Here is a 26,545-nt window from a genome sequence, read left to right as displayed (position 1 = left end):
CCAGGCGTGAACCCGTCGACCGCGCTCGCGACCGTGCTCGTCGACGAGCTCGTCAGGCGCGGAGTGCGGCACGCGGTCCTGTGTCCCGGATCGCGGTCGGCGCCGCTGGCCTACGCACTGCAGGAAGCCGAGCGGGCGGGACGGCTGACCCTGCACGTCCGCGTGGACGAGCGGTCCGCCGGGTTCCTCGCCCTCGGTCTGGCCAAGCTCACGCGGGTGCCGGCGGTCGTCGTGACCACGTCGGGCACGGCTGTCGCCAACCTGCACCCTGCGGTGCTCGAGGCGCACCATGGCGTCGTGCCGATGGTCGTGCTCACGGCCGACCGGCCGGTCGAGCTGCGGGGGACCGGCGCCAACCAGACCACCGTGCAGCCCGGCATCTTCGGCGATGCCATCCGGTGGTCCGTCGATGCAGACGCCCCGCGCCGGACCACCGGCGAGGTCGCGCGGTGGCGGCAGGTCGCCGCCGACGCAGTCCGCCACGCCACAGGTGCCACGGGTGCCACGGGTGTCGGGGAACCTGGACCGGTCCACGTCAATGTCCAGCTGCGCGACCCGCTCGTCCCGACCGACGACGAACCCTGGCCCGAGCCCATCGACGAGCGGCCGTCCGAGCCAACCGAGCCAACCGAGCCAACCGAGCACACCGAGGCCGTCGTGGCCGCCGCTGGGTCGGCGACGACGATCGACGTCTCGCGTGAACCCGCGCGGACCGTGGTCCTGGTCGGGGACCTCCCCGAGCCCGGCCAGTTCGAGGCTGCCGTCCGGTGGGCCACGGCCCGGGGCTGGCCCGTCCTCGCCGAGCCGTTCGGCACCCACCCGAGGCGTGACGTCATCCCGCACGGTCCGCTGGTCCTGTCCGACCCGCGATGGCTGGACTCGCACGCCCCGCAGCGGGTGATCGCGGTCGGACGGCTGACCCTGTCACGGCCGGTCGCGGCGCTGCTGCGCAGACCCGGTGTCCGGGTGGAGGCCGTGGGCGCGCACGCCTGGATCGTGTCGCGTCCGGACGTCCAGCAGGTCCACCCGATCTCGGTGTTCGACGCTCCGGTCGAGGAGGTGCACGGTGGAGGCGGGACGGCACCCCGCGACGAGGTCTGGAGCGAGGCCTGGCGCGCCGCCGGAGAACGGTTGGCCGCTGCCCTGGCCGAGGACGAACCGCCGTGGAACAGTGGCGCCGCCGTCGCGGAGGCCGTCCTGGCCGGGCTGCCGGTCGGTGCCACGCTCTTCCTCGGCTCGTCGAACACCGCCCGCGACGTCGACCTGTCGGGCCCCCGCCGGGGTGAGCTGCGAGTGGTGGCGAGCCGCGGGCTCGCGGGCATCGACGGCTGCGTGTCGACCGCAAGCGGCCTGGCCCTGGCGGACAGCTCGCCGACCTATGCACTGATGGGCGACCTGACCTTCCTGCACGACTCCAACGGGTTGCTCGTCGGTCCGCTGGAGCCTCGTCCTGACCTCACCGTGGTCGTCACCAACGACGACGGTGGCGGCATCTTCACCCTCCTCGAGCCGGGCGAGCCCGCGCGGGCTCGCGACTTCGAACGGCTCTTCGGCACCCCGACCGGCGTCGACCTGGCCGCGCTGTGCGCGGCCCACGACGTCCGGCACGAGCAGGTCCTGACCCGTGACCAGCTCGTCGACGCCCTGGCGGAACGGCCGTCCGGACTCCGGGTCCTGGAGGTGAGGGTGGACCGTGGCGGCCACCGCGACCTCCACGACCAGCTGCGCCAGCGCGCCGCCGCCGCCCTCCAGGCCTGAGGCTCGGGCCCGCTCAGCCCGCGGTCAGGGCGTCGCGCATCGGCACGAGCTTGGCGTCGGACTCGGCGACCTCGCTCTCGGGGTCCGAACCCGCGACGATCCCGCAGCCCGCGAACAGCCGCATGGACGTGGGGTCGTCCCGCTCGAAGGCTCCGCAGCGCAGGGCGATGCCCCACTCCCCGTCACCCGACGCGTCCATCCAGCCCACGGGACCGGCATACCGCCCTCGGTCCATGGACTCCAGCTCGGAGATGAGGTCGTCGGCCACGGCCGAGGGCGTGCCGCAGACCGCCGCGCTCGGGTGCAGTGACGCGGCGAGGGTCAGCGACGTCGCCCGGTCGGCGAGGACGCCCGCGACGTCGGTCGCGAGGTGCATGACGTTGGACAGGTGCAGGACGAACGGGGACTCGGGCACGTTGGTCGAGGAGCAGTGCGGCCGCAGGGCGTCGGCGACCGAACGGACGGCGTACTCGTGCTCCTCGAGGTCCTTGCTGGAGCGGGCCAGCGAGGCGGCCAGCGCGAGGTCGTGCTCGTCGTCTCCGGTGCGGCGGATCGTCCCGGCCAGGACCCGCGACGTCACCAGGCCCTTCTCGAGGCGGACCAGCATCTCCGGGGTCGCGCCCACGAGGCCGTCGACGGCGAACACCCACGTGGTGTCGTAGCGCTCGGCGAGCCGCGCGAGCAGCCACCGGGCGTCGATGGGCCGCTCGGCGCTGACGCGCAGGTCGCGGGCCAGGACGACCTTGTCGAGGTCCCCGGCGGTGATGCGCTGCACGGCTCGCTCCACGGCCCCGGCCCACTGGGCGGGTGGAAGCGCACCGTCCGCGAACGCCACACCGGACGGCTCACGCGGCTGTGACTGCTGCGGTATGACGGGTGTCGGCAGCTCGTCGCCGGTCCCGATGGTGGTGACCCACCACCGACCGTCCCGGGCACCCACGACCACCTCGGGCACGACGAGGGTGGCTCCGGACGGTGAGCCAGCGGCATACGAGATGGACCCGAAGGTGACCGGACCGGTGCCGGGCAGGCCCACCTCGTTGCGCAGGACGGCACCGTCGACGACCTCGCGCCACCAGGCCTCGGCCCGCTCGAACCGGTCGGGCCCGACCGCCGTGAACTCCAGGGCCCGACCCCATCCCACGAGGCCCTCGCCACGACGTACCCAGCTGAACAGCTCGGCCGGGTCGGCGCGGTCCGGGAGCAGGGAGAGCAGCCTGCCGGGGTCGTGCAGCGCCACGGTGCGGGCGACCACAGGAGCACCGTGGGGTCGACTCGCCGGCTGGGGCGTCGGAAGGCTGGTCATGTCGGGGGCAAGCCTACGGCGCGGCCCCCCGACGACGCCGGGAGGTGGCCGTCGGGGTGGATGGCGCCCGGATGGGAGGATGGCACCATGACCCGCGCCAGCCTGGAGAAGGATCCCCGCGACGTCGCCGCGATGTTCGACGACGTGGCCGGCAAGTACGACCTGACCAACGACGTCCTCTCCCTCGGTCAGGACCGGCTGTGGCGACGGGCGGTGCTCAAGGCGGTGGCCGCCCGACCCGGCGAGACGGTCCTGGACATCGCCGCGGGCACGGGGACGAGCAGCGAGCCGTTCGCCGACCACGGTGTCGACGTCGTGCCGGCCGACTTCTCGCTCGGCATGCTGCGGGTGGGCAACCGGCGCCGGCCCGACCTGGGTTTCACGGCGGCCGACGCGATGCGACTCCCCTTCGCGGACAACAGCTTCGACGCGGTGACGATGTCGTTCGGCCTGCGCAACGTCGCCGGCGTCGAGGAGGCCCTGGGGGAGTTCCTGCGGGTGACCAAGCCGGGTGGTCGCCTCGTGGTCTGCGAGTTCAGCCAGCCGGTCAACGGGGCGTTCCGCAAGGTCTACAGCGAGTACCTCATGCGGTCGCTGCCCCCGATCGCCCGCAAGGTCAGCAGCAACCCCGAGTCCTACGTCTACCTCGCCGAGTCGATCCAGGCGTGGCCGGCGCAGCGCGCGCTGGGGGAGCGCATCGCCGCCGCCGGCTGGGGTGAGGTCGGCTGGCGGAACCTGACGGGTGGCATCGTGGCGCTGCACCGAGCGGTCAAGCCTGCGGGCGCCGGTCCAGCCCGGGAGGCCGGGTAAGGGTCGCCTCACTGGTGACCGGACGGCGAGTCGGGAATAGACTCCGCAGTTGAAGTTCGTGAAGACGTTCACAAGCGTGTGAGGCAGGCGTGACAGACACCATCAGCGAGGCCGTCGGAGGCAGCTCCGCAGCCGGGGCACCCACCGAGACCGCCGACGTCATCGTCGTCGGTGCCGGTCCCGCGGGATCGGCCACCGCGGCATACCTCGCGATGGCGGGGCTGGACGTCCTCGTCCTCGAGAAGACGAGCTTCCCGCGCGAGAAGGTGTGTGGCGACGGGCTCACCCCCCGGGCCGTCAAGGAGCTGATCACCCTCGGCATCCCCACCCCCGAGGACGAGGGCTGGATCAAGAACCACGGCCTGCGGATCATCGGCGGCGGCATGCGGTTGTCCCTGCCGTGGCCGGATCTCGCGAGCTTCCCGCCCTATGGCCTGGTCCGCACCCGGCAGGACTTCGACGACATCCTCGCCAAGCACGCCGTCAAGCACGGCGCGCGCCTCCGCGAGGCCACCAACGTGACCGGCCCCATCCTCGACAGCAAGGGCGCCATCGTCGGCGTCACCGCCCGCGCCATGGACGAGAAGGGCCGGGCCACCGGACCCGAGCTCCGGTATGCCGCGCCGCTGGTCGTCGCGGCGGACGGCAACTCCTCGAGGTTGTCCCTGGCGATGGGTCGCGAGAAGCGCGAGGACCGCCCGATGGGCGTGGCCGTGCGCACCTACTACACGAGCCCCCGCCACGACGACGACTACCTCGAGTCCTGGCTCGAGCTGTGGTCGACCGACGACAACGGCAAGAAGGTCCTGCTCCCTGGCTACGGCTGGATCTTCGGGGTGGGGGACGGCACCTCGAACGTCGGCCTCGGGATCCTCAACACCTCCAGCGCCTTCGGCAAGACGGACTACAAGGACGTCATGCGCCGCTGGGTCGCGACGATGCCCCAGGACTGGACCTACAACGACGAGACCATGGTCGGCCCGATCCGCGGCGCCGCGCTGCCGATGGGCTTCAACCGGCAGCCGCACTACGACAACGGGCTGCTGCTCGTCGGCGATGCCGGCGGCATGGTCAACCCGTTCAACGGTGAGGGCATCGCCTACGCCATGGAGTCCGGCCGCCTGGCCGCAGAGGTGATCGCGCAGGCGTTCGCGCGCGGGACCGACGCACAGCGCGAGCGGGTGCTGCAGTCCTACCCCAGGGTGATGGCGGACGCCCTCGGCGGCTACTACACGCTCGGTCGCTACTTCGCGAAGATGATCGGCAACCCCGAGATCATGCGGCTGGCCACCAAGTACGGACTGCCCCGCACCACCTTGATGAAGTTCCTCCTGAAGGTCATGGCCAACCTCGCCGAACCCCACGGGGGCGACGCGAGCGACCGCCTCATCACGGCCCTGTCCAAGATGGCTCCGGACGCATGACCCGGCGTGCAATCCCCGGCGCCGCCCCTAGGATTGGGCCGCACCGCACGGATGTGAGCGGGGCCACAGCCGGCAGGGACGACGGCAGCAGCACCCAGGACCGAAGCGATCACAGAAAGGGAGTGGCACGGCGATGAGCAACCCCTACGTCCCGCTGCTTTTCCTGTTGGCCATCGGTGGCGGGTTCGCCGTCTTCTCGGTCGGCGCCGCCGCGGTCTCCGGACCCAAGCGCTACAACCGCGCCAAGCTCGACGCCTACGAGTGCGGCATCGAGCCGACGCCGCAGGCGGCCGGTGGCGGGCGAGTGCCGATCAAGTACTACCTGACCGCAATGCTCTTCATCATCTTCGACATCGAGTCGGTGTTCCTCTACCCGTTCGCGGTGGCCTTCAACCAGCTCGGCCTGTTCGCGCTCGTGGAGATGGTGCTGTTCATCCTGACCGTGTTCGTGGCCTATGCGTACGTGTGGCGTCGCGGCGGCCTCGAGTGGGACTGACCAGGGACTGAAGAGGGACTAGGACCAAGCAATGGGAATCGAAGAGAAGCTGCCAGCCGGCTTCCTGCTGACCACGGTCGAGCAGGTCGCGGGCTACATGCGCAAGAGCTCGGTGTGGCCGGCCACGTTCGGCCTCGCCTGCTGCGCCATCGAGATGATGGCCGTGGGCACCCCCGACTACGACATCGCCCGGTTCGGGATGGAGCGGTTCTCCGCGACGCCGCGCCAGGCCGACCTGATGATCGTCGCCGGCCGGGTGAGCCAGAAGATGGCCCCGGTCGTCCGCCAGGTCTACGACCAGATGCCCGAGCCCAAGTGGGTCATCTCGATGGGCGTCTGCGCCAGCTCCGGCGGCATGTTCAACAACTACGCGATCGTCCAGGGGGTCGACCACATCATCCCGGTCGACGTCTACCTGCCCGGGTGCCCGCCCCGCCCCGAGATGCTGCTCAACGCGATCATCACGCTGCACGAGCAGATCCAGGGCTCCAAGCTCGGCGTCAACCGCGTCGCCGCCGCCCGCGCGGCCGAGGCGGCGGCACTGTCCGCGACGCCGACGCACCAGATGACCGGCCTGCTCGCGCAGGGCGCCGGCAGCGGTCACACCCACGCCCACGGCCACCTGCACGGCACGGACGTCTCCCACGGTGGTGTCGCATGAGCGACGACCCGAAGGACGCACCCGTCGAGGACCCCAAGCAGGCCACGGCCAACAGCGACATCGACGGCACGAAGGCCGAGGACGCCGCGGCCGACAAGGGCGACGGCCCCGAGCACCCGGCGCCGGTCGCCGCCGCCTCGACGGTCGGTGTCCAGCCCGGTGAGGTGGTCGAGCGTGACAGCGGCGAGCGCCTCCCCGCGGCCCCCGGCACGACGCCCGACCCCGTCGTGGTCGGCGAGCGACGCGGCATGTTCGGCTCGGCCGACACCGGTGACACCTCCGGCTACGGCGGCATGGTCAGCCCGATCCTGTTCCCCGGCGCGGCAGTTCGTCCGTACGGCGGCTACTTCGACGCCATCGCGGACCAGCTCGAGCGTGGCCTCCTGGGCGGCACCGCCTCCTACGCCGAGGCCGTCGAGCGGGTCGTCGTCGACCGTGGCGAGCTGACCCTCTTCGTCCGGCGTGAGCACCTGCCCGCCGTCGCCCGCGTGCTGCGCGACGACCCGTCGCTGCGCTTCGAGATGTGCACGGGCGTCTCCGGGGTGCACTACCCGCATGAGGCCGGCCGTGAGCTCCACGCGGTCTACCACTTCCTGTCGATCACCCACGGTGGACGCCGGGTCCGCGTCGAGGTCACCGCACCCGACGACGACCCCCACATCCCCTCGATCGTCGAGATCTACCCGGCGAACGACTGGCACGAGCGCGAGACGTGGGACATGTTCGGCATCGAGTTCGACGGTCACCCGTCACTCACGCGCATCCTCATGCCCGACGACTGGCCGGGCCACCCGCAGCGGAAGGACTACCCCCTCGGCGGCATCCCCGTCGAGTACAAGGGCGCCACCGTCCCGCCGCCGGACCAGCGGAGGTCTTACAGCTGATGACTGCCAACTCACTCAAGGACAGGGACATCTACGCCACCTCGGGCGCCGACACGGCGGCCGCGGCGGGAGCCCACGTCTTCAACGCCACCGGCGGCGACTGGGACCAGCTCGTCGACGAGGCCGCGGCCCTCCACGAGGAGCGGATCGTCGTCAACATGGGTCCGCAGCACCCGTCGACGCACGGCGTGCTCCGGCTGATCCTCGAGCTCGACGGCGAGACGGTGACCGAGACCCGCGCGGGGATCGGCTACCTGCACACCGGCATCGAGAAGAACATGGAGTTCCGGACCTGGACGCAGGGCGTCACGTTCTGCACCCGCATGGACTACCTCACGCCGTTCTTCAACGAGGCCGCGTTCTGCCTCGCGGTCGAGAAGCTGCTCGGCATCACCGACCAGATCCCCGAGCGCGCCAGCGTCATCCGCGTCCTCATGATGGAGCTCAACCGGATCACCTCCCACCTCGTCGCCCTGGCGACCGGTGGCATGGAGATGGGTGCCACCACCGTCATGACGGTCGGCTTCCGCGAGCGTGAGCGCATCCTGTCGATCTTCGAGATGGTCACGGGCCTGCGCATGAACAACGCGTTCATCCGCCCCGGTGGCGTCGCCCAGGACCTCCCGCCCGGTGCCATCGACAAGGTCCGCGACACGATCCCGTTGGTGCGCAAGGGACTCGGTGAGCTCGAGCTCCTCCTCAACGAGAACCCCATCCTCAAGGGCCGGACCGTCGACGTCGGCTACCTCGACCTCTCGGGCTGCATGGCGCTGGGCATCACCGGCCCGATGCTGCGCTCGACCGGTCTGCCGCACGACCTGCGCAAGCTCGACCCGTACTGCGGCTACGAGACCTACGACTTCGAGGTCATCACCCGCACCGAGGCCGACGCCTACTCGCGCCTGCGGATCCGCATCGACGAGATGTACGAGTCGCTGAAGATCGCCGAGCAGTGCATCGACCGGCTGCAGGCCGGGTCGGGCCCGGTCATGGTCGAGGACAAGAAGATCGCCTGGCCCGCGCAGCTGGCCATCGGCGGAGACGGCATGGGCAACAGCCTCGACCACATCCGCGAGATCATGGGCACCTCGATGGAGTCGCTCATCCACCACTTCAAGCTGGTGACCGAGGGCTTCCGGGTGCCCCCGGGCCAGGCGTATGCCGCGGTGGAGAGCCCCAAGGGCGAGCTCGGCTGCCATGCCGTGTCCGACGGCGGGACGCGCCCCTACCGCGCGCACTTCCGGGACCCGTCGTTCAACAACCTGCAGGCCACGGCCGTGATGTGCGAAGGCAGCCAGATCGCCGACGTCATCGTCGCCGTGGCATCCATCGACCCTGTGATGGGGGGAGTCGACCGGTGAGCGGCGACAACTACGGGATCCAGCTGGCGGCAGGGCACCTGACCGTCCCTGCGGAGTCCAAGGAGCCGTATGCCGCGGACGTCCTGGCCTCGCTGCACGAGGACGCGGCGCTGGTCGTCGCCCGGTACCCCCAGAAGCGTTCGGCGCTGCTGCCCCTGCTGCACCTGGTGCAGTCGGTGGACGGCTACGTGACCGGCCGGGGCATCGACTTCTGTGCCGACGTCCTCGACCTGAGCACGGCCGAGGTGTCGGGCGTCGCGACGTTCTACACCCAGTACAAGCGGCACCCCAACGGCGAGTACACCGTCGGCATCTGCACCAACACCCTGTGCGCCATCATGGGCGGCGACCAGATCTGGGACGAGGTGTCCGAGCACCTCGGGATCGGGCACGACGAGACGACGCCGGACGGCAAGGTCACCCTCGAGCGGGTCGAGTGCAACGCTGCGTGCGACTTCGCTCCCGTGGTCATGGCCAACTGGGAGTTCTTCGACAACCAGACACCCGAGTCCACCAAGGCACTCGTGGACGACCTGCGCGCAGGCAAGGACGTCAAGCCCAGCCGCGGGCCGGACAAGGTCTGCTCCTTCAAGCAGGTCTCGCGCGTCCTGGCCGGGTTCCACGACGGCCTCGCCGACCAGGGTGTCGGGGCCGGTCCGGCCTCGCTGGTGGGCCTGGAGATCGCCAACGAACGCGGCTGGACCGCGCCCGACGGTGGCGCTGCCAAGGCCGACAAGGGCGCTGCCAAGGCCGACGGCAAGAGCACCGGGAAGGACGAGGCATGAGCACCACGCTGACCCCGATCCTCACGAAGTTCTGGGACGACCCCCAGTCCTGGACCCTCGAGACCTACGAGAAGAACGAGGGCTACCAGGCGCTGAAGAAGGCGCTGGGCATGAAGCCCGCCGACCTCGTCCAGATGACCAAGGACTCCGGCCTGCGTGGCCGTGGTGGTGCCGGCTTCCCGACCGGCATGAAGTGGGGCTTCCTGCCCCCGCCGGACGGTGGGCCGCGCTACCTCGTGGTCAACGCCGACGAGTCCGAGCCGGGCACCTGCAAGGACATCCCGCTGATGATGGCGGCGCCCCAGTTCCTCATCGAGGGCTGCGTCATCACGTCCTACGCCATCGGCTGCAACCACGCCTTCATCTACCTGCGCGGCGAGGTGGTGCACGTCTACCGTCGCCTGCTGCGCGCGGTCGAGGAGGCGTATGCCGCCGGACACCTGGGCAAGAACATCCACGGCTCGGGCTTCGACCTCGACATCACGGTCCACGCCGGTGCCGGTGCCTACATCTGTGGCGAGGAGACCGCGCTGCTCGACAGCCTCGAGGGTCGTCGCGGCCAGCCGCGCCTCAAGCCGCCGTTCCCCGCCGTCGCGGGCCTGTACGCCCGCCCGACCGTCGTCAACAACGTCGAGTCGATCGCCTCCGTGCCCCCGATCCTGCTGCACGGCGCGGACTGGTTCTCGGGCATGGGCACGGAGAAGTCGCAGGGCTTCGGCATCTTCAGCCTCTCCGGGCACGTGAAGCGTCCGGGCCAGTACGAGGCGCCGCTCGGCATCACGCTGCGCGAGCTGCTCGACATGGCCGGCGGCATGCGCGACCCCAACAAGAAGCTCAAGTTCTGGACGCCCGGTGGCTCGTCCACCCCGCTGTTCACCGACGAGCACCTCGACACCCCGCTCGACTTCGAGTCGGTGGCCGCGGCGGGGTCGATGCTCGGTACCCGTGCGCTCCAGATCTTCGACGAGACGACCTGCGTGGTCCGCGCCGTCGACCGCTGGACCGACTTCTACAAGCACGAGTCCTGCGGCAAGTGCACCCCGTGCCGTGAGGGCACCTGGTGGCTCAAGCAGATCCTCGGCAGGCTCGAGCACGGAATGGGGTCCGAGGAGGACCTCGAGAAGCTGCTCGACATCTGCGACAACATCCTCGGCCGCAGCTTCTGCGCGCTCGGTGACGGCGCCACGAGCCCGATCACCAGCAGCATCCAGTACTTCCGCGAGGAGTACCTCGCGCACCTGACGCACGGCGGCTGCCCGTTCGACCCACGAGACTCCACCCTGTTCGCGAAGGATGCGGTGTCCGCATGAGCGTGACCACGAGCCCCAGCGCCGGCGGCAACGCCGTCAGCACCGGGGGCGACGCCTCGATCCCCGCACCCGTCGACCTGGTGAACCTCACCATCGACGGTGTGCCGGTGTCGGTGCCCAAGCACACCCTGGTGATCCGCGCCGCCGAAGAGGTCGGCGTGCAGATCCCGCGGTTCTGCGACCACCCCCTCCTCGAGCCGGTCGGCGCCTGCCGCCAGTGCCTCGTCGACATCGCGACCCCCGGTCCCGACGGCACCCTGCGGGCGATGCCCAAGCCCCAGGCCTCGTGCACCATCACGGTGTCCGAGGGCATGGAGGTCAAGACGCAGGAGACCTCGGCGGTCGCCGACAAGGCGCAGCAGGGCGTGATGGAGCTGCTGCTCATCAACCACCCGCTGGACTGCCCGGTCTGCGACAAGGGTGGCGAGTGCCCGCTGCAGAACCAGGCCATGAGCAACGGCCGCGCCAGGTCTCGCTTCGAGGACGTCAAGCGCACCTACCCCAAGCCGATCAACATCTCCTCCCAGGTGCTGCTCGACCGTGAGCGCTGTGTCCTGTGCGCCCGCTGCACGCGCTTCTCCGACCAGATCGCCGGTGACCCGTTCATCGCCCTCGTCGAGCGTGGTGCCCTGCAGCAGGTCGGCATCTACGAGGAGCAGCCCTTCGAGTCCTACTTCTCGGGCAACACCGTCCAAATCTGCCCCGTGGGCGCCCTGACCGGCGCGGCCTACCGGTTCCGCAGCCGTCCGTTCGACCTGATGTCGACCCAGAGCGTCTGCGAGCACTGCGCGTCCGGGTGCTCCATCCGCACCGACCACCGCCGCGGCGCGGTGCTGCGCCGGATGGCCATCAACGACCCGGCCGTGAACGAGGAGTGGAACTGCGACAAGGGTCGCTGGGCCTTCCAGTACGCGAGCACCGGTGACCGGTTCGACTACCCCCTGGTGCGTGACGAGTCCGGCGAGCTCCAGGTCGCCTCGTGGCCCGAGGCCCTGGCCGTCGCGGCCGAGGGTTTGCGCGGGTCCAAGGGCGTCGGGGTGCTGACCGGTGGACGGGTGTCCGCGGAGGACGCCTACGCCTACGCCAAGTTCGCCCGCGCCGTGCTCGCCACCAACGACGTCGACTTCCGCGCCCGGCCGCACTCGGCCGAGGAGGCCGACTTCCTGGCGTCGTCGGTCGTCGCGACGGGCCCGGATGGTGGCGCGGTCACCTACGCCGACCTCGAAACGGCCAAGACCGTCGTCCTCGTGGGCTTCGAGCCCGAGGAGGAGAGCCCGATCGTGTTCCTTCGCCTGCGCAAGGCGAACCGCAGGAACAAGACCGCCGTGTATGCCGTGGCGCCCTTCGAGACGCGTGGCCTCGCCAAGCTGGGCGGCACGCTGATCCCGGCGGCACCCGGCACCGAGGCCGAGGTGCTGCGCGCCCTGGTCGACGGCGTGACGGGGGACGGAGCGGCCGCCAAGGCTGCCCAGGCCCTCGAGGAGCCGGGCGCCATCGTGATGGTGGGCGAGCGACTCGCCACCGTCCCCGGTGCGCTGTCCGCGGCTGCGGCCCTGGCCACGTCCAACAACGCCCGGCTGGCCTGGGTGCCGCGCCGTGCCGGTGAGCGCGGTGCGCTCGAGGCGGGCGCCCTTCCCACCATGCTGCCCGGTGGCCGCCTGGTCGCCGACGCGGCGGCCCGTGCGCAGGTCGCCGAGGCCTGGGACGTCGTCGGCCTGCCGGACGCGCCCGGCCGCGACGCCGCCGGCATCCTCGAGGCCGCCACGACCGGAGCGATCAACGCGCTGGTCATCGGTGGCGTCGACGCGGCCGACCTGGCCAGCGCGCACGCCGAGGAAGCCCTGGCCAAGACGTTCGTCGTCTCGCTCGACTTCCGGCCCTCCTCCGTGACGGCAGTCGCCGACGTGGTGCTCCCCGTCGCGCCGCACGCGGAGAAGGGCGGGACGTTCGTCGACTGGGAGGGCCGCCCCCGCACCTTCGAGGCAGCGCTGACCAGCGCCGCCCAGTCCGACTACCGCGTCCTGGACATGCTCGCCTCCGAGATGGGCTCCTTCCTCGGCGCGCGCACGCTGGCCGAAGTCCGTCGCGAGATGGCGGCGCTCGGACCGGCCACGGGTGAGCGCCTGCCCGCCCCGTCGGTCCAGGTCGGCGACCTGCCGAGCGCCGGGGCCGGCGAGCTCGTGCTGGCGACCTGGCACCACCTGCTCGACCGGGGCTCCCTCCAGGACGGCGAGCCCTTCCTCGCGGGGACCGCAGCCAAGGCCCTCGCGCGGGTGTCCTCCGCGACGGCCGAGTCGTTCGGCCTCGTCGACGGCGACACGGTCACCGTGTCCACGGCAGCGGGCTCCGTGTCGGCGCCGGTCGCGGTGACCGAAGGCATGGTCGACCACGTCATCTGGCTGCCGACCAACTCCGACGGCTCCACCGTCCGGGCCGCCCTGGGGGCGGTCGCCGGTGACGTCGTCACCGTCACGAAGGGAGGCGCCCAGTGAGCACCCTGACGTATGCCGCACAGGCCCTCACCGGCATACCGCACGACGTGGTCGGCCTCGGCGCCTCGGCGCCGTTCGTGGACAACCCGACCGCGAACTTCAGCGACACCCCGTGGTGGCTGCACCTGGTGAAGGCGCTGCTGGTCTTCGTCTTCCTGCTGATCAACACCCTGCTCGTGATCTGGTTCGAGCGTCGCGTGATCGGCCGGATGCAGCAGCGTCCGGGCCCGAACCGCACCGGACCGTTCGGTCTCCTGCAGACCCTCGCCGACGGCGTGAAGCTGGCCCTCAAGGAGGACCTCACGCCCAAGAACGCCGACAAGGTCGTCTTCGCGCTGGCTCCCGCCATCGCCGGGGCGATGGCCTTCGTGTCGTTCGCGATCATCCCGATGGGGCCGACCGTCTCGATGTTCGGCCACCGGACGCCGTTGCAGCTCACCGACATCCCCGTCGCCGTGCTGCTGGTGCTCGCCGTGGCCGGGGTCGGTGTGTACGGCATCGTCCTGGCCGGCTGGTCCTCCGGCTCGACCTACCCGCTGCTGGGAGGCCTGCGCTCCACAGCCCAGGTCATCTCCTACGAGATCGCGATGGGGCTCTCGCTCGTCGCGGTGTTCCTCTACAGCGGGTCCATGTCGACCTCGCAGATCGTCGGCGCGCAGCGGGACCTCTGGTACGTCCTGCCGCTCATCCCGAGCTTCCTCGTCTACGTCGTGACCATGGTGGGCGAGACCAACCGGCTGCCCTTCGACCTCGCCGAGGGTGAGGGCGAGCTGACCGGTGGCTTCCACACCGAGTACTCGTCGCTGAAGTTCGCGATGTTCTTCCTCGGTGAGTACGTCAACATGTTCACGGTCTCCGCGCTCGCGACGACGATGTTCCTCGGTGGCTGGCAGGCCCCTCCCGGCATCGCGGCCATCAACCACGGCATGTTCAACCACGGCTGGTGGGGGCTGCTCTGGTTCGTCGTCAAGCTGTGGCTGTTCATGTTCTTCTTCGTCTGGCTGCGCGGCTCGCTGCCCCGCGTCCGGTACGACCAGTTCATGCGGTTCGGCTGGAAGTTCCTGATCCCCGCCACCCTCACCTGGGTCGTCATCGCCTCGTTCATGAAGGCCAGCCAGCTGGGCTTCATCCACGGACCGAGCGTCAAGCTCGGCAACCGCCAGTACCCCCTGCTCAGCGTCATCTTCATCGTCGTCCTGGCCGGGGCCGTGCTGCTGGGGACGTGGCTGCGTGACAACCGCAAGATCGAGCAGGAAGCCATCCGCAACACGCCACCGCCGGAGGAGATCGATCCCTTCGCCGGCGGCTACCCGGTGCCCCCGCTGCCCGGCCAGCGGCTCAGGGAGCCGTCCCTGGTGCTCGCGGAGCGGGCAGCCGGCAACGCAACCGACAAGGAGGCCACCCGTGGCTGACGACAAGAAGAAGCCCGGGTTCCTCGCGGACCTCTTCGCCCCCGTCGGCGGGTTCGGCGTCACCTTCGCCACCATGTTCCGCAAGCTGGAGACCGAGGAGTACCCCGAGGAGAAGCGGCCCACCCAGCCGCGCTTCCACGGACGCCACCAGCTCAACCGGCACGCCGACGGGCTCGAGAAGTGCGTCGGGTGCGAGCTGTGCGCGTGGGCCTGTCCCGCGGACGCGATCCTCGTCGAGGGCGCCTCGAACGACGACTCCGAGGGCGGCACCGGCCGGTTCTCCCCCGGTGAGCGGTACGGGCGCGTCTACCAGATCAACTACCTGCGCTGCATCTTCTGCGGGCTGTGCATCGAGGCCTGCCCGACCCGGGCGCTGACGATGACCAACTTCTACGAGCTCGCGGACAACAACCGTGCCGACCTGATCTTCACCAAGGAGCAGCTGCTCGCCCCGCTCCAGGAGGGCATGCTCCCGGCGCCGCACCCGATGGTCGAGGGTCTCGAGGAGCGCGACTACTACCAGGGCAAGGTCGTTCGATCCACGCCCGAGCAGCAGGCCTGGGTGCAGGCGCACGAGGCCGAGCCCCAGGAGGGTCTGGCCCCGAGCGGCGACCCCGTCGAGGGAGTGGACACCGTGACCACCGGACAGCCCGGCCGCGACACCACCGGGGCGGTGCGCCGATGACCATGTCCAACTGGCCAGGCTCGTCGACCTTCCGGGCCTCGCTCCTTCGTCGCTCGTGTCCTCAGGGGGTCCTCGCATGACCGGCCTCGGTGAGCAGATCATGTTCTGGGTCCTCGGGCCGATCAGCGTGCTGGGCGCGCTGGGCCTCATCTTCGCCAAGAAGGCCGTCCACGCCGCCCTCGGCATGGCCCTGGTGATGATCAACCTCGGCATCTTCTACATCGCGCAGCAGGCGGAGTTCCTCGGCATCATCCAGGTCTTCGTCTACACCGGCGCGGTCATGATGCTGTTCCTCTTCGTGCTGATGCTCGTCGGCGTCGACTCCTCGGACTCCCTCGTCGAGACCCTCAAGGGCCAGAAGTGGGCGAGCCTGCTGCTGGTCTTCGGCCTCGCCGCGCTGCTCTTCGCGGCCGTCGGCCGCGCGCAGTTCGGTCCGATGAAGGGCCTGTCGGCCATCAACAAGGCCCCCGGCAACGTGTCGGGCGTCGCCCAGCTGATCTTCGGCAAGTACGTCTGGACGTTCGAGATCACCTCCGCCCTGCTCATCACCGCCGCCCTGGGTGCGATGGTGCTGGCCCACCGTGAGCGGATCGGCACGAAGCCGAGCCAGCGTGCGTGGTCGGAGCGACGGGTGCTGGAGAACCGCAACGTCGCGGGTCTGCCGGCCCCCGGCGTCTACGCCCGCAGCAATGCGGTCGACACCCCCGCCCTGCTGCCCGACGGTTCGCCCAGCGAGCTGTCCGTCTCGCGCGTGCTCACCGCCCGCGAGCAGAACGTCGCCCCCGCGCGCCACGTCGAGTCCGAGCACCACATCGAGCACGAGCTCGAGGAGGGGTCGCAGCGATGAACCTCGTCAACTACATCTACCTCGCGACCCTGTTGTTCGCGATCGGCGGCGCCACCGTCCTCATGCGGCGCAACGCCATCATCGTGTTCATGGGGGTCGAGCTGATGCTCAACTCGACCAACCTGATGTTCGTGACGTTCTCCCGGATGCGCGGCAACCTCGACGGCCAGGTGATCGCCCTGTTCGTCATGGTGGTCGCCGCCGCCGAGGTGGTCGTGGGCCTGGCCATCATCATGGCCATCTTCCGTGCCCGCCGGTCGGCCTCGGTCGACGACGCCAACCTGCTGAAGCTGTAGAAGGAGCCACCAGGTGACCTCCCTCGCCCATCTCGCCACCGCCGCCACCACGTCGGAGACCGCTGCCACAGCGGCCACCGGCGTCACGGCATACGCGTGGCTCTTGGTGGCCCTCCCGCTGCTCGGCGCTGCCGTGCTGCTGTTCGGTGGCCGCGCCACCGACAAGTGGGGGCCGCTGTTCGCCGTCGCGATGTCGTGGGCGGCCTTCGTCGTCGGCTTCGTCGTCTGGATCTCGATGCTCGGCCGTCCCGCCGGGGAGCGGAACGTGCACCTGCACCTGTTCAACTGGGTGCCCGCCGGGTCGTTCAACCTCGACGCCGGGATGCTCGTCGACCAGCTGTCGGTGACCTTCGTGCTGCTGGTGACCTTCGTCGGGTCGCTCATCCACGTCTACTCCCTCGGCTACATGGAGCACGACCCGGACAAGCGCCGGTTCTTCGCCTACCTCAACCTGTTCGTGGCGGCGATGCTGCTGCTGGTGCTGGCGGACTCCTACCTGCTGCTCTACGTCGGCTGGGAGGGCGTCGGCCTGGCGTCCTACCTGCTGATCGGGTTCTGGAACCACAACCCCGCCTACGCCACCGCCGCCAACAAGGCGTTCGTCGTCAACCGCGTCGGTGACTTCGGCCTCTCCGTCGGCATCATGATCATGTTCGCGTCGTTCGGCACGGTCACCTTCGCGGGCGTCCAGCAGGCCGCCGGCCACGGTGCCAGCCAGGGCGTGCTCACGGCGATCGGCCTGATGCTGCTGCTCGGGGCCTGCGGCAAGTCGGCGCAGTTCCCGCTGCAGAGCTGGCTCGGCGACGCCATGGCCGGCCCCACGCCGGTGTCCGCGCTCATCCACGCCGCGACCATGGTCACCGCCGGTGTCTACCTGGTGGTCCGCAGCAGCTTCATCTTCAACCACGCGCCCAACGCCCAGCTGGTGGTCGCGGGGGTCGGTGCCATCACGCTGGTCTTCGGGGCCATCGTCGGCTGCGCCAAGGACGACATCAAGAAGGCGCTGGCCGCGTCGACCATGTCCCAGATCGGCTACATGATGCTGGCCGCCGGGCTCGGTCCCGTCGGGTACGCCTTCGCGATCTTCCACCTGCTGACCCACGGCTTCTTCAAGGCCGGGATGTTCCTCGGCGCCGGCTCGGTCATGCACGGCATGAACGACCAGGTCGACATGCGCCGCTTCGGCGGCCTGTCCGGCGCCATGAAGATCACCTGGGTGACCTTCGGGCTCGGCTGGCTCGCGATCCTGGGGGTCCCGCCCTTCTCGGGCTTCTACTCCAAGGACAAGATCATCGAGGCCGCATTCATCGGTGACGGCTGGCGACCCTGGGTGTTCGGTGGTGCGGCGCTGGTCGGTGCTGGGATCACCGCGTTCTACATGTCCCGGCTGTTCTTCATGACCTTCCACGGCAAGAAGCGCTGGACCGACGAGGTGCACCCGCACGAGTCGCCGCTGACCATGACCGTCCCGATGATGGTGCTGGCGGTCGGGTCCGGCCTGCTCGGGCTCGTCCTGTCCATCCGCGGGACCTTCACCTCCTGGCTCGAGCCGGTGGTCGGTGCGCACGAGACCGGCAAGAACCCGGTCCTGCCGGTGTGGTTGCTGATGACCCTCACCCTGCTGCTGGTGGCCGGGGGGATCGCCCTCGCCTGGATGCGCTACTGGCGTGACGAGGTGCCGCTGGTCCAGCCCGCGGGCTCGCTGGTCACCCGCGCCGCGCGCCGCGACCTCTACCAGGACGACGTCAACGAAGGAGTCTTCATGCGACCCGGTGTCCACCTCACCCGGGCGCTGGTCTTCGCCGACAACCGCGGCGTGGACGGCGCGGTTGGTGGCCTGGCCGCCCTCGTCGGTGGCACGTCCAGCCGCCTGCGTCGCCTCCAGAACGGCTTCGCACGCTCGTACGCCCTGACGATGCTCGCCGGCGTCGTCGTGATCCTCGGTGCCATGTGGGTGATCCAGTGATGACGAACTTCCCCTGGCTGACCGTGGTCGGGCTGATCCCGCTCATCGGTGCTGCCGTCGTGGCCGGGCTGCCGGTCGGGCTGACCGACCGCGCCAAGCACGTCGCCCTCGGCTTCTCGCTGGTCACGCTGGTGTTCGGCATCGCTGCCGCGCTGCAGTTCGACAACGGCTCGCACGCGCAGTTCCAGCTCACCGAGCAGCACCAGTGGATCCCGCAGTTCGGGGTGTCCTACGCCCTCGGCGTCGACGGCATCGCGCTCGTGATGATCCTGCTGGCCCTGGTGCTGACGCCGGTCTGCATCCTGGCCGCCTGGAACGACGTGCCCGAGGGCGGCAAGCGCGAGAAGAACTACTTCGCGCTGATGCTCGTGCTGGCCACCTTCATGGTCGGCGTCTTCGCCGCCACCGACGTGTTCCTGTTCTACGTCTTCTTCGAGGCGATGCTCATCCCGGTGTACTTCCTCATCGGCTCCTTCGGGGGGCCGCGCAGGCAGTATGCCGCGGTGAAGTTCCTGCTCTTCTCGCTCGCGGGTGGGCTGGTCATGCTCGTCGGCGTGATCGCGCTCTACCACTACGGCCCCGGCGGCTCGGACGGCTTCCTCATCTCGAAGCTCACCGGTCTGTCGCTGGGGGCGACGCCCGAGCGGCTCATGTTCGTGGCGTTCTTCATCGCGTTCGCCGTCAAGGCCCCGATGTGGCCGGTCCACACCTGGCTGCCCGACGCCGCGACCGAGGCGCGCCCCGCCACGGCCGTGCTGCTCGTCGGTGTCCTCGACAAGGTCGGGACCTACGGGATGATCCGGTTCTGCCTCCAGCTGTTCCCGGAAGCGTCGCGGTGGGCGACCCCGGTCGTGCTGACCCTGGCGGTCATCTCGATCCTCTACGGCGCACTGCTCGCGATCGGCCAGACCGACATCATGCGACTGATCGCCTACACCTCGATCAGCCACTTCGGCTTCATCGTGCTCGGGATCTTCGCCCTGACGAGGACCGGTGGGGCCGGGTCGACGCTCTACATGCTCAACCACGGGTTCTCGACGGCCGCGCTGTTCCTCATCGGGGCCATGCTGGTCGCGCGCCGCGGCAGCAAGCGGATCCCCGACTTCGGTGGCTGGCAACGCCTGACGCCGGGCCTGGCCGGTGTCTTCCTGGTGGCCGGGCTGTCGGGCCTGGCCCTGCCGGGACTGAGCTCGTTCATCTCCGAGATCATGGTCCTGGTCGGGACGTTCCAGCGCTACCCGGTGCCCGCGGTCATCGCGACGGCCGGCATCGTGCTCGCGGCGCTGTACATCCTGCTGATGTACAAGCGGATGATGACCGGTCCCGTGCCCGAGCTCGACGCCCCGGTCCGGGACATCACGCTGCGCGAGAAGCTCGTCGTGGCGCCGCTGATCGCGGCGTTCCTGGTCCTCGGGTTCTACCCCAAGCTCGCCCTGGACACGCTCAACCCGGCGGTGAGCACCACGCTGAAGTTCGTCGGCGTCACCGACCCTGCTCCTACCGCCCACACCTCCGCTGCTGACGGGAGCACGAAGTAATGCCCGCCATGACGGTCCTGTCCACGCCGATGCTCGTGAGCGCCTTCCAGGCGACCCACGTCGACTACGGCGCCATCGCCCCGATGCTCATCGTCGTCGGGGGGGCCATGGTCGGTGTCCTCGTCGAGGCCTTCGTCCCGCGGCGGCTGCGGCACCCGGTCCAGGTCAGCCTGGCCCTCGTCACGCTCGTCGCGGCGTTCGTCGTCCTCGTCACGGTGTCGACGGGGGCGAGCCACCGCGGTGGCACGCTGGCCCAGGCGGTCATCATCGACGGCCCGGCGCTGTTCCTGCAGGGCGCGATCCTGGCCATGGCTGTGCTCGGTGTCCTGACCATGGCCGAGAAGTTCGGCGGCCAGGGCGCGGACGCGTTCACCCCGATGGGTGCCGCCGTCCCCGGGTCACCGCACGAGGCGGCAGCCCTTCGGGCCGGGCTCGCGACCAGCGAGGTCTTCCCGCTGACGCTGTTCTCGGTCGTCGGCATGCTGCTCTTCCCCGCGGCCGGTGACCTGCTGACCATGTTCGTCGCGCTCGAGGTGCTCTCGCTCCCGCTGTACCTGCTCTGCGGACTGGCGCGTCGTCGCCGGCTCCTGTCGCAGGAGGCCTCGCTGAAGTACTTCCTGCTGGGTGCCTTCAGCTCCGCCTTCTTCCTCTTCGGAGCAGCCCTGCTCTACGGCTACGCCGGTTCGCTGTACCTCGCCGACATCGCGACGGCTGTCAGCGCGGCCAACGGGGCCTTCGAGGGGCTGCTGCTTCCCGGCGTCCTGCTGGTCCTGGTCGGCCTGCTGTTCAAGGTCGGTGCGGTGCCGTTCCACTCGTGGACCCCCGACGTCTACCAAGGCGCTCCCACCCCGGTGACCGGTTTCATGGCGGCCTGCACCAAGGTCGCCGCCTTCGGCGCGATCCTGCGCGTCGTCTACGTCGGCATCGAGGCCAACAGGTGGGACTGGCGCGGCGGGATGATCGCCGTCGCCGCCCTGACCATGGTGGTGGGTGCGGTCCTGTCCGTCACCCAGACCGACGTCAAGCGGCTGCTCGCCTACTCCTCCATCGCGCACGCGGGCTTCATCCTCGTCGCCGTGCTGTCCTTCGACCGGACCGGTGTGTCCGGCACGATGTTCTACCTCGTCGCCTACGGCTTCATGACGATCGCCGCGTTCGCCGTGGTGTCCCTCGTGCGCCAGGCCGGCTCCGAGGCCTCGCACCTGTCGCAGTGGGCCGGCCTGGGCCGCAACCACCCCGTGGTCGCGGGCGTCTTTGCCTTCCTGCTGCTGGCTTTCGCGGGGATCCCGCTGACGTCCGGCTTCGCCGCGAAGTATGCCGCGTTCTCGCCCGCCCTCAACTTCGGCGGCCGCTCCGGGGTGGCCCTGGTCATCATCGGCGTGGTGAGCAGCGTGGTCACCGCGTTCGTCTACGTCCGGCTGATCGTGCTCATGTACTTCACCGAGCCGCCGGCCGGGGACGCCGTGGTCGCGGAGACGGCCTCGCCGTTCACCACCATCGCGATCACCATCGGCACCCTCGTGACCCTCTTCCTCGGGGTGCTCCCGTCTCAGGCGCTCGACCTCGCGGAGCGGTCCTCGCAGTTCCTCGTGCGATGACGCCTGCCGTCTTCGTCCTGCCGGGCACGTCAGAGGAGCTCTCGGCGCGCCTGCAGGCCGGGCTCGACGAGGTCGACTTGCTGCTTCGCCGGGAGGTCGACCACGACGACCCGTTCATCGCCGAGGCCAACACCCACCTGATCGAGGCAGGTGGCAAGCGGTTCCGGCCGCTACTGACCCTGCTGGCCTCCGAGCTGGGCACCGGCATCAACGGTGACGTCGTGGCCGCGGCCGCAGGGGTCGAGCTGACCCACGTCGCGTCGCTGTGCCACGACGACGTCATGGACGAGGCGCACGTCCGCCGTGGCGCCCCCAGCGCCAACGCGAAGTACGGCAACTCCACCGCGATCCTGGTGGGCGACATGCTGTTCGGCACCGCGTCGTCGATCATCGCCGACCTCGGTGCCGATGCCGTCAAGATCCAGGCCGAGACGTTCGTGCGGCTGTGCGCCGGTCAGATCCGTGACGACCGGCCCAGCCCCAGCGGCCAGGACCCGGTCGACTACTACCTCGGGGTGCTGGCCGACAAGACCGGCGTGCTCATCGCGACCGCGGCCCGCTACGGCGCGATGTTCTCCGGGTGCGACCAGCGCACCGTCGAGATCATGCGCGAGTACGGCGAGCGGCTCGGCATGGCCTTCCAGCTCGCCGACGACCTCATCGACGTCTCGTCGGATGCCGAGGACCTGGGCAAGACCCCCGGCACCGACCTGCGCGAGGGCAAGCGCACCCTGCCGGTCCTCTACGCCCTCGCCTCGACGGACCCGGCCGACGAACGGCTGCGTGACCTGCTGCAGGCGGAGCTGCGCGACCAGGGCCTGCTCGACGAGGCGCTCGGCCTGCTGCGCGCCCACCCGGCGATGGAGCGGGCGCGCGAACACACCGCCACCGTGGCCCGCTCGGCTCAGGACGTCCTCGACCCGCTGCCCGACAGCGAGGCGAAGACGGCCCTGCGTGCCCTGGCGACCAGCGTCGTCACCCGCGTCGGCTGACCCGCAGTTCCCGCCCCGGCCCTGACAGTCGTGGATAGGGTCGCGGGTGTGACCCTCTCGTGGGACGCGGCGACAGCGGCCGTGCAACCTCCGTTCGCCATCGTCGACCTCGACGCCTTCGACGCCAACGCCGCCGACCTCGTGCGGCGGTCGCTCGGCAAACCGATCCGGGTGGCCTCCAAGTCGGTGCGTTGTCGCGCGCTCCTGTCACGGGTGCTGGCCAAGCCGGGCTTCGCCGGGGTGATGGCGTATGCCGTGCCCGAGGCGCGCTGGCTGGTCGCGCAGGGACTCGAGGACGTCTTCGTTGCCTACCCCAGCGTCGACCGGGCTGGCCTGGCTGCCCTGGCCTCGGACGCGCGGGAGGCCGCACAGATCACCCTGACGGTCGACTCCCGCGAGCACGTGGAGCTGCTCGCGGGACTGGATCGACCGCACGGGCTGCGGGTCGCCCTGGACGTCGACGCCTCACTGCGGATCGGCCGCCTGCACCTGGGCGTCCGGCGGTCGCCGCTGCGAGAGCCGGCCGACGTGGTGGCGGTGGCTCGCGCCGCGGCGGCCGCTGGTCTGTCCGTCGTGGGGGTGATGTTCTACGACGCCCAGATCGCCGGGCTACCCGACTCCTCACCCGCGGTGCGGTTGGTCAAGCGACGCTCCGCGCAGTCCCTGCTGCGCAGGCGCGCCGAGGTCGTCGCTGCCGTGCGCGAGGTGGCCGACCTCGAGTTCGTCAACGGTGGGGGGACCGGTTCCCTGCACGTCACCGGTCGCGACCCGTCGCTCACCGAGCTGGCGGCCGGGTCCGGGCTGTACGCCCCGACCCTGTTCGACGGCTACGACGACTTCACCCCGCGGCCCGCCGCGGCCTTCGCCCTGCCGGTCGTCCGTCACCCGGGCCCGGGGTTCGTCACCGCGTTCGGGGGTGGCTACGTGGCGTCCGGTCCGCCGGGGTGGGCGCGGGTGCCCGCGTCGTTCGGGAGGTCGGATGCCAGGCTGGTCAGGTCCGAGGGGGTGGGTGAGGTCCAGACGCCGTTGCAGGGCAACGGAGTTCGCGACCTGCGGCTGGGAGACCGCGTGTGGTTCCGGCATGCCAAGGCGGGGGAGATGTGTGAGCGTTTCGACTCCCTCCACCTGGTCAGCGGGGATCGGCTGGTCGAGACGGTGCCGACCTACCGTGGTGAGGGGAAGAACTTCGGATGACCACCTGGACCAACTGGGCCGGCAACCAGTCGTGCCATCCGGCGGAGGTCGCCGCGCCGCGCCGCCCGGACGAGGTGGTGGCGGCGGTCGAACGGGCACACGCCCGCGGCATACCGGTCAAGGCACTGGGGGCCGGGCACTCGTTCACCGGAGTGGCTGCCACGGACGGCCTCCAGCTGAGCCTCGACGGGCTGAGCGGCATCACGCACGTGGACCGGGAGCAGCGCAGGGTCAGGGTGCTGGCGGGGACCCCGCTGCACGTCCTCAACCCGGCGCTGCACGCGCTCGGCCTCGCGCTGCCCAACCTCGGCGACATCGACCGGCAGTCGGTCGCGGGGGCCATCTCGACGGGCACCCACGGCACAGGCATCCGCCTACAGGGGATCGCTGCCGCGGTGTCCGGACTGGAGCTGGTGCTGGCCGACGGCTCCGTGCTGGCCTGCTCGGCGGAGGTCGAGCCGGAGGTCTTCCAGGCTGCGCGGGTGGGCCTGGGGGCGCTGGGCGTGATCACGGAGGTCGAGCTCCAGTGCGTGCCGGCCTTTCGCCTGCACGCCAAGGAGTTCGGCGCCGACCTGTTCGAGGTGCTCGAGCGCCTCGAGGAGGACGTCGAGCGCCATGACCACGTCGACATGCACTGGTTCCCGTTGACCGACCGGGTCCTCGTCAAGCACAACGACCGGGTCCCCGACGGGGAGACCGGCACCCCGCTGCCGCGCTGGCGTGCCGCCCTCGACGACGACCTGCTGTCCAACCGGCTCTTCGAGCTCACCAACCGCGGTGCGTCGCGGTGGCCGGCCGTGGTCCCCCGGCTCAACGCGGTGAGCGCGCGTCTGCTCGGCGCGCGCGAGTACACCGACGACTCGTGGCGGGTGTTCGTCGCCGAACGAAAGGTGCGGTTCAGGGAGAGCGAGTATGCCGTGCCCCGCGCCGCGGTCACGGAGGTCGTCCTGGCCGTGCGGAGCTGGCTCGAGCGACATCGGGCGCCCCTGACCTTCCCGCTGGAGATCCGGTTCATCGGGGCCGACGACATCTGGCTCTCGACGGCATACCAGCGGGAGAACGCGTACCTCGCGATCCACCAGTACCACCGGATGGACGACCACGGGGCCTTCGCGGCGTTCGAGGCCATCGTGGCCGAGCACGAGGCTCGACCGCACTGGGGCAAGCTGCACACCCTCGGCGCCGATCGGCTCAGGGAGCTCTACCCGCGGTTCGACGACTTCGTGGCCGTGCGGGACCGGCTCGACCCACAGCGACGGTTCGCCAACGCCTACCTGGACCACGTCCTGGGCCGATGACATGACTCTGCAGCCCTACACCGCCGACGAGAAGTCGGTCCTGCTCGCCGCACTGCGCAGCCACCGCGACGTGATGCTCTGGAAGCTGGAGGGCCTGTCGGACGAGGAGGTGCGCCGTCCGATGGTGCCCAGCGGCACCAACCTCCTGGGGCTGGTCAAGCACCTCGCCAACGCCGAGTACGGCTGGTTCTGCGAGACGTTCGGCCGGCCCACCGAGCCGCTGACGGACATCTCGCAGGACCCCGAGGCCGACATGCGCGCTGCCGCGGGCGAGACCACCGAGGAGATCGTGGCCTTCTACCGGCGGGCCGCGGCGGCGTCGGATGCGGCGATCCACGAGCTGGCACTGGAGGACACCGGCACGGCCTACACCGGTCGGACCGTCAGCCTCCGCTGGGTGCTCGTGCACATGATCGAGGACACGGTCCGGCACGCGGGCCACGCCGACATCCTGCGCGAGCTGATCGACGGTGGCACCGGCCACCACGTGCCTCGCTGACGCGGGTCAGGGCAGGACGGCCTCGACGTCCGGCCGGCCGCGCCGAGGCAGGTTGCGCAGCGAGTCGTAGCTCAGCACTGCCAAGGCGACCCACACGATGCCGAAACCGATCCAGCGGGTCCCGGACAGGTGCTCGCCGAGGAGCAGGACGCCGCACAGGAGCTGGAGCACCGGCGTGATGAACTGCAGCAGGCCGATGGTGACGAGCGGGACGCGGCGTGCGGCGGCGGCGAACAGCAGCAGTGGGATGGCGGTCGCGACTCCGGCGGCGACGAGCAGCGCGGTGTGCACGCCCCCATGCGTGGTGAAGGTGGTGTCTCCGCGAGCTGTGAGCACGGCCAGCATCACGAGGGCGACGGGCGCGAGCACCGCCGTCTCCGCGGCGAGCGAGTGCATGGCCTCCAGCGACGCGCCGACCTTCTTCTTCACGAGTCCGTAGAGCCCGAACGACATCGCGAGGCTGACGGGGATGAGCGGCACCGATCTTGCCGCGATGCTCAGGTAGATGGCTGCCAGGGCACCGATGGCGACGGCCACCCACTGCAGGGGGCGCAGTCGTTCGCGCAGCACGACGACCCCGAGTGCGACGGTGACGATGGGGTTGAGGAAGTAGCCCAGGGCGGCTTCGGTCGTCTTGCCGCCGATCACGGCGGCCACATAGATCACCCAGTTCGTGGCGATGAGTAGAGCTGCGGCGGTGACCCCGAGGCCGAGGCGCGGCCGCTGCCACAGCTGACGGGCCCAGGCCAGGTCGCGGCGCACGAGCAGGACCAGTGCGCAGAGCAGCAGCGTCCAGAGGATGCGGTGCGACAGGATCTCCCAGGCCCCGGCCGGCTTCAGCGCAGCGAAGTAGAGGGGGAAGGCTCCCCAGATCGCATAGGCCAGCAGCCCGTAGACCGTGCCACGCCTCTCGTCGTCGCGCGGCACGTCAGG

Annotated in this window: 23 protein-coding genes; 21 read left to right on the top strand and 2 right to left on the bottom strand. The window is 70.4% G+C overall.

Annotated elements, in window-relative coordinates:
- Nucleotides 1–6 precede the first annotated feature (6 nt).
- The gene (gene menD, locus BJ986_RS04630; RefSeq protein ID WP_179420924.1) at nucleotides 7–1,758 is read left to right on the top strand and encodes a 2-succinyl-5-enolpyruvyl-6-hydroxy-3-cyclohexene-1-carboxylic-acid synthase; all 1,752 of its coding nucleotides are present in this window, start codon (nucleotides 7–9) and stop codon (nucleotides 1,756–1,758) included.
- A 13-nt stretch (nucleotides 1,759–1,771) separates the two neighbouring features.
- Here the strand turns inward: menD and BJ986_RS04625 are convergent, their stop codons facing one another.
- Entirely contained in the window at nucleotides 1,772–3,064 is a 1,293-nt protein-coding gene (locus tag BJ986_RS04625; protein WP_179420923.1) for an isochorismate synthase, read from the bottom strand.
- Nucleotides 3,065–3,151: 87 nt separating this feature from the next.
- Between BJ986_RS04625 and BJ986_RS04620 the strand changes: the two genes are divergently transcribed.
- The 20 genes from BJ986_RS04620 (at nucleotide 3,152) to BJ986_RS04525 (ending at nucleotide 25,612) form a co-directional block, all read left to right on the top strand.
- Entirely contained in the window at nucleotides 3,152–3,874 is a 723-nt protein-coding gene (locus BJ986_RS04620) for a demethylmenaquinone methyltransferase (protein ID WP_179420922.1), read from the top strand.
- A gap of 89 nt (nucleotides 3,875–3,963) precedes the next feature.
- Complete coding sequence (locus BJ986_RS04615; protein ID WP_179420921.1) at nucleotides 3,964–5,298, top strand: geranylgeranyl reductase family protein; 1,335 nt, start codon at nucleotides 3,964–3,966, stop codon at nucleotides 5,296–5,298.
- 133 nt (nucleotides 5,299–5,431) lie between these two features.
- Complete coding sequence (locus BJ986_RS04610) at nucleotides 5,432–5,794, top strand: NADH-quinone oxidoreductase subunit A (RefSeq protein WP_056924312.1); 363 nt, start codon at nucleotides 5,432–5,434, stop codon at nucleotides 5,792–5,794.
- Nucleotides 5,795–5,825: 31 nt separating this feature from the next.
- Nucleotides 5,826–6,455: a NuoB/complex I 20 kDa subunit family protein gene (locus tag BJ986_RS04605; RefSeq protein WP_238338053.1), complete on the top strand. Its 630-nt coding sequence runs from the start codon at nucleotides 5,826–5,828 to the stop codon at nucleotides 6,453–6,455.
- Nucleotides 6,452–7,339 (top strand): NADH-quinone oxidoreductase subunit C, encoded by an 888-nt coding sequence (locus tag BJ986_RS04600; protein ID WP_202881174.1) that lies wholly within the window; start codon nucleotides 6,452–6,454, stop codon nucleotides 7,337–7,339. Before BJ986_RS04605 ends, BJ986_RS04600 begins: the two co-directional genes overlap by 4 nt.
- Nucleotides 7,339–8,700 carry an NADH-quinone oxidoreductase subunit D gene (locus tag BJ986_RS04595; protein ID WP_179420920.1) on the top strand — a complete coding sequence of 454 codons (1,362 nt, stop codon included), beginning with the start codon at nucleotides 7,339–7,341 and terminating at the stop codon, nucleotides 8,698–8,700. Before BJ986_RS04600 ends, BJ986_RS04595 begins: the two co-directional genes overlap by 1 nt.
- Nucleotides 8,697–9,485, top strand: coding sequence for an NADH-quinone oxidoreductase subunit NuoE (gene nuoE, locus BJ986_RS04590; protein ID WP_179420919.1), 789 nt, complete (start codon nucleotides 8,697–8,699; stop codon nucleotides 9,483–9,485). The genes BJ986_RS04595 and nuoE overlap by 4 nt, the downstream gene beginning before the upstream one ends.
- The gene (gene nuoF / locus BJ986_RS04585) at nucleotides 9,482–10,795 is read left to right on the top strand and encodes an NADH-quinone oxidoreductase subunit NuoF (RefSeq protein WP_179420918.1); all 1,314 of its coding nucleotides are present in this window, start codon (nucleotides 9,482–9,484) and stop codon (nucleotides 10,793–10,795) included. Before nuoE ends, nuoF begins: the two co-directional genes overlap by 4 nt.
- Nucleotides 10,792–13,287 (top strand): NADH-quinone oxidoreductase subunit G, encoded by a 2,496-nt coding sequence (locus BJ986_RS04580; protein ID WP_179420917.1) that lies wholly within the window; start codon nucleotides 10,792–10,794, stop codon nucleotides 13,285–13,287. The genes nuoF and BJ986_RS04580 overlap by 4 nt, the downstream gene beginning before the upstream one ends.
- 47 nt (nucleotides 13,288–13,334) lie before the next feature.
- On the top strand, nucleotides 13,335–14,699 hold the full coding sequence (nuoH, locus tag BJ986_RS04575) for an NADH-quinone oxidoreductase subunit NuoH (protein ID WP_179423487.1): 1,365 nt from the start codon (nucleotides 13,335–13,337) through the stop codon (nucleotides 14,697–14,699).
- Nucleotides 14,692–15,384 (top strand): NADH-quinone oxidoreductase subunit NuoI, encoded by a 693-nt coding sequence (nuoI, locus tag BJ986_RS04570; protein WP_179420916.1) that lies wholly within the window; start codon nucleotides 14,692–14,694, stop codon nucleotides 15,382–15,384. The genes nuoH and nuoI overlap by 8 nt, the downstream gene beginning before the upstream one ends.
- Before the next feature lie 76 nt (nucleotides 15,385–15,460).
- A complete protein-coding gene (locus BJ986_RS04565; RefSeq protein WP_179420915.1) occupies nucleotides 15,461–16,231 on the top strand; it encodes an NADH-quinone oxidoreductase subunit J in 771 nt (256 codons plus the stop codon).
- The gene (gene nuoK, locus BJ986_RS04560; RefSeq protein WP_179420914.1) at nucleotides 16,228–16,527 is read left to right on the top strand and encodes an NADH-quinone oxidoreductase subunit NuoK; all 300 of its coding nucleotides are present in this window, start codon (nucleotides 16,228–16,230) and stop codon (nucleotides 16,525–16,527) included. The genes BJ986_RS04565 and nuoK overlap by 4 nt, the downstream gene beginning before the upstream one ends.
- 13 nt (nucleotides 16,528–16,540) lie before the next feature.
- Nucleotides 16,541–18,493, top strand: coding sequence for an NADH-quinone oxidoreductase subunit L (nuoL, locus tag BJ986_RS04555; protein ID WP_179420913.1), 1,953 nt, complete (start codon nucleotides 16,541–16,543; stop codon nucleotides 18,491–18,493).
- On the top strand, nucleotides 18,493–20,031 hold the full coding sequence (locus BJ986_RS04550; RefSeq protein ID WP_179420912.1) for an NADH-quinone oxidoreductase subunit M: 1,539 nt from the start codon (nucleotides 18,493–18,495) through the stop codon (nucleotides 20,029–20,031). Before nuoL ends, BJ986_RS04550 begins: the two co-directional genes overlap by 1 nt.
- Nucleotides 20,032–20,039: 8 nt before the next feature.
- Entirely contained in the window at nucleotides 20,040–21,629 is a 1,590-nt protein-coding gene (gene nuoN / locus BJ986_RS04545; protein WP_179423485.1) for an NADH-quinone oxidoreductase subunit NuoN, read from the top strand.
- Entirely contained in the window at nucleotides 21,626–22,621 is a 996-nt protein-coding gene (locus BJ986_RS04540; RefSeq protein ID WP_179420911.1) for a polyprenyl synthetase family protein, read from the top strand. Before nuoN ends, BJ986_RS04540 begins: the two co-directional genes overlap by 4 nt.
- Before the next feature lie 48 nt (nucleotides 22,622–22,669).
- Nucleotides 22,670–23,815, top strand: coding sequence for an amino acid deaminase/aldolase (locus tag BJ986_RS04535; RefSeq protein WP_337794836.1), 1,146 nt, complete (start codon nucleotides 22,670–22,672; stop codon nucleotides 23,813–23,815).
- Nucleotides 23,812–25,113: a D-arabinono-1,4-lactone oxidase gene (locus BJ986_RS04530; protein WP_179420910.1), complete on the top strand. Its 1,302-nt coding sequence runs from the start codon at nucleotides 23,812–23,814 to the stop codon at nucleotides 25,111–25,113. The genes BJ986_RS04535 and BJ986_RS04530 overlap by 4 nt, the downstream gene beginning before the upstream one ends.
- 1 nt (nucleotide 25,114) lies before the next feature.
- Nucleotides 25,115–25,612 (top strand): DinB family protein, encoded by a 498-nt coding sequence (locus tag BJ986_RS04525; protein ID WP_179420909.1) that lies wholly within the window; start codon nucleotides 25,115–25,117, stop codon nucleotides 25,610–25,612.
- 6 nt (nucleotides 25,613–25,618) lie between these two features.
- Here BJ986_RS04525 and rarD read toward each other — a convergent pair whose 3' ends face one another.
- The gene (gene rarD / locus BJ986_RS04520) at nucleotides 25,619–26,539 is read right to left on the bottom strand and encodes an EamA family transporter RarD (protein WP_179420908.1); all 921 of its coding nucleotides are present in this window, start codon (nucleotides 26,537–26,539) and stop codon (nucleotides 25,619–25,621) included.
- Nucleotides 26,540–26,545 lie beyond the last annotated feature (6 nt).

It is taken from the genome of Pedococcus badiiscoriae, from assembly GCF_013408925.1.
GTDB lineage: Bacteria > Actinomycetota > Actinomycetes > Actinomycetales > Dermatophilaceae > Pedococcus > Pedococcus badiiscoriae.
This window is presented reverse-complemented; position numbering and strand designations above follow the sequence as displayed.

Coding starts and splice junctions, on each gene's coding strand:
- BJ986_RS04595 (WP_179420920.1), top strand. CDS start 7,339: ATGACTGCCAACTCACTCAAGGACAGGGACATCTACGCCACCTCGGGC.
- BJ986_RS04525 (WP_179420909.1), top strand. CDS start 25,115: ATGACTCTGCAGCCCTACACCGCCGACGAGAAGTCGGTCCTGCTCGCC.
- BJ986_RS04605 (WP_238338053.1), top strand. CDS start 5,826: ATGGGAATCGAAGAGAAGCTGCCAGCCGGCTTCCTGCTGACCACGGTC.
- nuoF (WP_179420918.1), top strand. CDS start 9,482: ATGAGCACCACGCTGACCCCGATCCTCACGAAGTTCTGGGACGACCCC.
- nuoK (WP_179420914.1), top strand. CDS start 16,228: ATGAACCTCGTCAACTACATCTACCTCGCGACCCTGTTGTTCGCGATC.
- BJ986_RS04540 (WP_179420911.1), top strand. CDS start 21,626: ATGACGCCTGCCGTCTTCGTCCTGCCGGGCACGTCAGAGGAGCTCTCG.
- BJ986_RS04530 (WP_179420910.1), top strand. CDS start 23,812: ATGACCACCTGGACCAACTGGGCCGGCAACCAGTCGTGCCATCCGGCG.
- BJ986_RS04550 (WP_179420912.1), top strand. CDS start 18,493: ATGACGAACTTCCCCTGGCTGACCGTGGTCGGGCTGATCCCGCTCATC.
- BJ986_RS04625 (WP_179420923.1), bottom strand. CDS start 3,064: ATGACCAGCCTTCCGACGCCCCAGCCGGCGAGTCGACCCCACGGTGCT.
- BJ986_RS04600 (WP_202881174.1), top strand. CDS start 6,452: ATGAGCGACGACCCGAAGGACGCACCCGTCGAGGACCCCAAGCAGGCC.
- BJ986_RS04565 (WP_179420915.1), top strand. CDS start 15,461: ATGACCGGCCTCGGTGAGCAGATCATGTTCTGGGTCCTCGGGCCGATC.
- BJ986_RS04620 (WP_179420922.1), top strand. CDS start 3,152: ATGACCCGCGCCAGCCTGGAGAAGGATCCCCGCGACGTCGCCGCGATG.
- BJ986_RS04610 (WP_056924312.1), top strand. CDS start 5,432: ATGAGCAACCCCTACGTCCCGCTGCTTTTCCTGTTGGCCATCGGTGGC.
- BJ986_RS04580 (WP_179420917.1), top strand. CDS start 10,792: ATGAGCGTGACCACGAGCCCCAGCGCCGGCGGCAACGCCGTCAGCACC.
- nuoN (WP_179423485.1), top strand. CDS start 20,040: ATGACGGTCCTGTCCACGCCGATGCTCGTGAGCGCCTTCCAGGCGACC.